Origin of the sequence: Corynebacterium sp. (assembly GCF_012837295.1) — a bacterium.
Classification (GTDB): domain Bacteria; phylum Actinomycetota; class Actinomycetes; order Mycobacteriales; family Mycobacteriaceae; genus Corynebacterium.
In genome coordinates this window covers 1-4,953 of the sequence record NZ_DURI01000282.1, presented here as the reverse complement: position 1 = coordinate 4,953, position 4,953 = coordinate 1, and the positions used below count along the sequence as shown (strand labels likewise).

General features: G+C 69.4%; 6 protein-coding genes. 5 read left to right on the top strand and 1 reads right to left on the bottom strand.

Annotation, left to right across the window (positions count from 1 at the left end):
• Positions 1–103: 103 nt before the first annotated feature.
• The 3 genes from GX015_RS09185 (at position 104) to GX015_RS09175 (ending at position 2,341) form a co-directional block, all read left to right on the top strand.
• Positions 104–1,147 carry an alcohol dehydrogenase catalytic domain-containing protein gene (locus GX015_RS09185; RefSeq protein ID WP_291344568.1) on the top strand — a complete coding sequence of 348 codons (1,044 nt, stop codon included), beginning with the start codon at positions 104–106 and terminating at the stop codon, positions 1,145–1,147.
• A gap of 118 nt (positions 1,148–1,265) precedes the next feature.
• Positions 1,266–1,694 carry a pyridoxamine 5'-phosphate oxidase family protein gene (locus GX015_RS09180; protein ID WP_291344567.1) on the top strand — a complete coding sequence of 143 codons (429 nt, stop codon included), beginning with the start codon at positions 1,266–1,268 and terminating at the stop codon, positions 1,692–1,694.
• Between the two features lie 53 nt (positions 1,695–1,747).
• Positions 1,748–2,341 carry a TetR/AcrR family transcriptional regulator gene (locus GX015_RS09175; RefSeq protein WP_291344565.1) on the top strand — a complete coding sequence of 198 codons (594 nt, stop codon included), beginning with the start codon at positions 1,748–1,750 and terminating at the stop codon, positions 2,339–2,341.
• Here the strand turns inward: GX015_RS09175 and nadE are convergent.
• Positions 2,338–3,201 (bottom strand): ammonia-dependent NAD(+) synthetase, encoded by an 864-nt coding sequence (nadE, locus tag GX015_RS09170; RefSeq protein WP_291344562.1) that lies wholly within the window; start codon positions 3,199–3,201, stop codon positions 2,338–2,340. The two genes, GX015_RS09175 and nadE, sit on opposite strands and share 4 nt — an antisense overlap.
• Before the next feature lie 56 nt (positions 3,202–3,257).
• Between nadE and GX015_RS09165 the strand changes: the two genes are divergently transcribed.
• Positions 3,258–4,622: a sugar porter family MFS transporter gene (locus GX015_RS09165; RefSeq protein ID WP_291344561.1), complete on the top strand. Its 1,365-nt coding sequence runs from the start codon at positions 3,258–3,260 to the stop codon at positions 4,620–4,622.
• A 180-nt stretch (positions 4,623–4,802) separates the two neighbouring features.
• Complete coding sequence (ykgO, locus tag GX015_RS09160; protein WP_005511141.1) at positions 4,803–4,925, top strand: type B 50S ribosomal protein L36; 123 nt, start codon at positions 4,803–4,805, stop codon at positions 4,923–4,925.
• The last annotated feature ends 28 nt before the right edge of the window (positions 4,926–4,953 follow it).

Here is a 4,953-nt window from a genome sequence, read left to right as displayed (position 1 = left end):
GGGCCGCATCCGGGAAACCGGGTGCGGCCCCGCTTTTTGCGCGTCCGGGCTCCCGCGCCTCCCGTATCCTTGCGGCACATCGGCAAACGGAAGCGAGACGACCATGCGCGCAACCCTCATGTACGGCCCCGGCGATGTGAGAGTCGAGGACGTTCCCGACGCCCGCATCGAGAAGCCCACCGATGCGCTGGTCCGCGTCACCGCCAGCTGCATCTGCGGTTCCGACCTGCATCCGTACCACTCGATGGACCCCGCGAACGGGCCCTCCCGAATGGGCCACGAGTTCATCGGAGTCGTGGAGGACGTGGGAGAGTCGGTGGCGACGCTGCGCAGGGGGGACCTCGTGGTCGCGCCGTTCGCGATTTCCGACAACACCTGCGTCTTCTGCGCGGAGGGGCTGCACACATCCTGCCTGCATGAGCAGGCCGCATTCTGGGACGGCGTCCCCGACCAGGGCGGTCAGGCGGAGGCGGTCCGGGTGCCGCTTGCCGACGGCACGCTGGTGAAATTGCCCGTCGCCCCCGATTCGGCGCTCGTCCCGTCGCTGCTCACGCTCTCCGACGTCTTCGGCACGGGCCATCACGCGGCGAGGTGCGGCGGGGTGACCCGCGGCAGCACGGTGACGGTGATCGGGGACGGCGCCGTCGGATTGATGGCCGTGCTGTCGGCCGCGCGGCTGGGCGCGGAGCGGATCATCCTCATGGGGCGTCACCGGGACCGCACGAACCTCGGCCGCAAGTTCGGCGCCACCGACGTGGTGGCGGAGCGGGAAGAGGAGGGCATCGAAAAGGTCCGCGAGCTGACCGGCGGTCATGGCTCGGAGATCGTGCTCGAAGCGGTCGGCCACATGCCGGCCTACGAGCAGGCCGTTGGGGTGGTCCGCCCCGGCGGCGTGATCAGCCGGGTCGGCGTTCCCCAGTACTCGAGGGCGCGCGTCGGTTTCACCAGCCTCTTCGGGCCGAACGTGCGGTTGGCGGGCGGGCCCGCGCCGACGCGCGCGTACGTCGAGGAGCTCATGCCCGACATCCTGGAGGGGAAAATCGAGCCGGGTCTCGTGTTCGATGCGGTGACGGGGATGGAGGGGATTCCCGGCGGGTACGCCGACATGGACGCCCGGCGGAGCATCAAGGTCCTGGTCACCCCCTAACGCCGTTCGCCGGGGATCGGCCCGCTACCTGGGTAATCTCATCTCCGCAGATCATGTGCGCATTTTGCGGCGGGGGTCGGGTCTGCGTGAAAGTCCCGGTGGTGGAACAATGGTCGTCATGAGCGAATACAATGACGTGATCCAGAAGCTGTCCGACGAGGAGTCCCTCGAGCTGCTGTCGACCAAGACTTTCGGCCGCCTGGTGGTGCGCCGCAAGGACGACATGGATCTGTTCCCCCTGAACTACGTCGTCCACGAGGGCGCCATCTACTTCCGCACCGCGGAGGGCTCCAAGCTGTTCAGCCTCACCCTCAACGACGACGTGCTGTTCGAGGCCGACAACGTCGACTCCGAGGCGGAGGAGGCCTGGTCCGTCATCGTGAAGGGCTCCGCCCGCGCGCTGCAGTCCAACGACGAGATCGCCAAGGCCGACGAGCTGCCGCTCAAGCCGTGGCTGCCGACGCTGAAGTACAACTACGTGGTGGTCACCCCGTCCGACATCTCGGGCCGCAAGTTCCACCTCGGCGACGAGCCCGAGCGCTACTAGCCTTTTCGGGCAAACCCGCCCGCACCGCCGGATTCGGCGCTACCCTCCGATTTGTGACCAGCATCATAAACATCCCGGAGGGTGATGCTCCCATGTCAGAGGCCCGCGAGCACCAGCACCCGATCGCCGCACCCGGCACGCATTCGCCCCGCGTCCAGCACATCCTGGACGAGGCGCGGGCGATGCTGCGCGAGTCCGGCTGGCGCAACGTCAGCATGCGCCGCCTCGCCGCGCGCCTCGACGTCAAGGCCCCGTCCCTGTACAAGCACATCACCGGCAAGGACGAGCTGTACCGGTTGCTTCTCGACGAGACCCTGCGCAATCTCGGCGGCGCACTCCACGAAGCCGTCGACGAGGACCCGTGCCCGCGGTCGCTGCTGAAGGCGTACCGGCGGGCGGCATCGGCGGACCCGCACGGCTACCGTCTGATCAGCCGCACCCGCGTGGTGAACATGGTCGAGCCGACGGACCTCGACCGGTGGATCCGCGAACCCTTCACCCGCGTCACCGGGGGCGATGAAGCCCGGGGCCTCGCGTTGTGGGCCTTCGCCCACGGCCTGGTCATCGCCGAACTGGTCCAGGACTCCGGCCACACCGCCGATCCCGTGTGGCTCGCCGGCGCCGACGCGTTCGCGCCCGAGGATTAGTTCCGCCACCACTCCTGCGAGGGGCCCGGGGGAGTGGTCCTCTTGTGCCGGCTGATTCGCCAGAGATGCTCGATGCGTTCCGCGTCGGCGTCCGCCACCTCTCGTCCCTCCAGGTATGCGTCGATTGCCGCGTAGGTGACGCCGAGGGCGACCTCGTCGGGAAGCGCGGGCCGGTCCTCCTCGAGATCCGCCGTGGGGACCTTCGTCCACGTCGCGGACGGGGCGCCGAGGTGCTCCAGCAGCCGCGCGCCCTGGCCCTTGGTCAGGCCCTCCAGCGGAACGAGGTCCACGCCGCCGTCGCCGTGCTTGGTGTAGAAGCCCGTCACGGCCTCCGCCGCGTGGTCGGTGCCGAGCACCAGCAGGCCGCGCTCGCCGGCGATGGCGTACTGCGCGATCATCCGCTGCCGGGCCTTGACGTTGCCCTTGTTGAAGTCGCCGAGCCCCTTGATCTTCAGCGCCTTCGCCACTGCGGCGTCGGTGGCGTCGGTGGCCGGTTCGATGTCCACGGTCACCGTTTCGTCGGGGTCGATGAAGCGCAGCGCCATCTGCGCGTCATCCTCGTCGGCCTGGACCCCGTGGGGCAGGCGCACCGCGATGAACACGGGATCGGCGAGGTGATCGGGGTTGGTGCCGCCGGCGTCGGCGCGCACCCGCTCCACCGCGAGCTGGGCCAATTTGCCCGCCAGCGTCGAGTCCTGGCCGCCGGAGATGCCCAGCACGTAGCCGCGGGCGCCGGTGGCGGCGAGGTAGTCGACCAAGAAGGTCACGCGCGCCTCGATCTCGGCGGCGGGGTCGACGTCGGGCGACACGTGCAGCTCGGAGATGATGCGTTCGCGGAGGCCGTCCTTCGAAATGCTCATGGGCCAAGGGTACGTCGGCGAGGTTTCGGTGCGGTTTCGGTGGCATGATTGCCCACGTGAATTCCGTGCAGAACACCCGCGGCTCGGGCCGCGCCATCGCCGTCGCCGTCATCGCCGCACTCGGCGGCCTCCTTTTCGGATACGACACCGGCGTCATTTCCGGCGCGCTCCTGTTCATCCAGCGCTCCTTCGAGCTCACCGCCGCACAGGAGTCGACGGTCACCGCGATGCTCCTGGTCGGCGCGGCGATCGGCGCCTTCGCCGGCGGCCGCGTGGCCGACGCCATCGGCCGCCGGGCCACCGTGCTCATCGGCGCGGTCGGCTTCATCGCCGGCAGCCTGTGGTGCGCGGTGGCGGGCTCGGCCTTCGAGCTCGGCGCCGCCCGCACGCTGCTCGGCGTGTGCATCGGCGGCGTGTCCATCGTCGTGCCCATGTACATCTCGGAGATGTCGCCGCCGCACATCCGCGGCCGCCTGGTCAGCCTCAACTCGCTGATGATCGTCATCGGCCAGCTCGTCGCATTCCTCACCAACTCCGCGCTGGCAGAGTCCGGGTCGTGGCGCTGGATGCTCGGCCTCGGCGCGGTGCCGGCGGTGGTGCTGTTCATCGGCATGCTGCTGCTGCCGGACACCCCGGCGTACCTGCTGCGCCGCAACCGGCGCGACCGGGCGCTGAAGGTGCTGCGGGACATGCACGGCCCGCAGGCGGAGCTTTCCGACGTCGAGATCGCCGAGGGATCCATGAGCGGCGACCAGCGCGCGGCCGAACGCGCGGCGCTCAAGGTGCCGTGGATCCGCCGGACCGTGATCATCGCCATGCTCATCGGCGTGACCCAGCAGGTCACGGGCGCCAACGCGATCATGTACTTCGCGCCGACGATGATGAACAAGGTCGGGCTGTCCGCCGAGAACTCGGTGTACACCTCCATCCTCATCGGCACGGTGTCGGTCATCGCCTGCGCGGTGGGCATGAGCATCATCGACCGCATCGGCCGCAGGAAGATGCTCCTCATCGGCTTGGCGGGCTGCGCGGCGTCGCTGACCGCGCTGGCCCCCGTCTACGGGCTGGCGTCGGATTCGCGGGGCGGCGCCATGGCGTCGCTGGGGCTGATGGCCGTGTTCATCGCCTTCCAGCAGGCCGCGGTGTCGGTGGCCACGTGGCTGCTCATCTCCGAAATCGTCCCGGCGGAGGTCCGCGGCGCGGGCATGGGCCTGGCCGGCCTGGCGCTGTGGGCGGCGAACTGGTTCGTCGCGCAGTCCTTCCTGCCCATGGTCGACGCGTGGGGAGGGTCGTGGTCCTTCCTGTTCTTCGCGGTCACGGGCGCGATGGCGCTGGCGTTCACGTGGAAGATGGTGCCGGAAACCACCGGCCGGTCCCTGTCGGAGGTCAGCGCGGAACTGCGCGCCGCAGCCGCCAAGTGAGCGGCGGCAACTGCGGGGGAGCGGGCTTTTTGTGGTTGCGGGGGCCGTTGGGTAACATGGCCGTTCGTGTCGTGGCGCCGCAGGTCGGCGTCACCGGGTTGTCGCATCTTCCGCCGCGTTAGCGCAGGCGTGGCGCGGCCCGCCACCGCCCACAGGAGCCGAGAAGAAAGGAGCGCCCGAATGAAGGTCCGCAAGTCCCTTCGGTCGCTGAAGAACAAGCCGGGCGCCCAGGTCGTGCGCCGCCGTGGCAAGGTTTACGTGATCAACAAGAAGGAGCCGCGCTTCAAGGCCCGCCAGGGTTAAGAGCGACGAGCTTTCCGCCGCGCCGCAT

Bases quoted from the DNA above. Each gene is read 5' to 3' on its own strand.
- nadE (WP_291344562.1), bottom strand. From the start codon at position 3,201: ATGAGCATTTCGAAGGACGGCCTCCGCGAACGCATCATCTCCGAGCTG.
- ykgO (WP_005511141.1), top strand. From the start codon at position 4,803: ATGAAGGTCCGCAAGTCCCTTCGGTCGCTGAAGAACAAGCCGGGCGCC.
- GX015_RS09185 (WP_291344568.1), top strand. From the start codon at position 104: ATGCGCGCAACCCTCATGTACGGCCCCGGCGATGTGAGAGTCGAGGAC.
- GX015_RS09180 (WP_291344567.1), top strand. From the start codon at position 1,266: ATGAGCGAATACAATGACGTGATCCAGAAGCTGTCCGACGAGGAGTCC.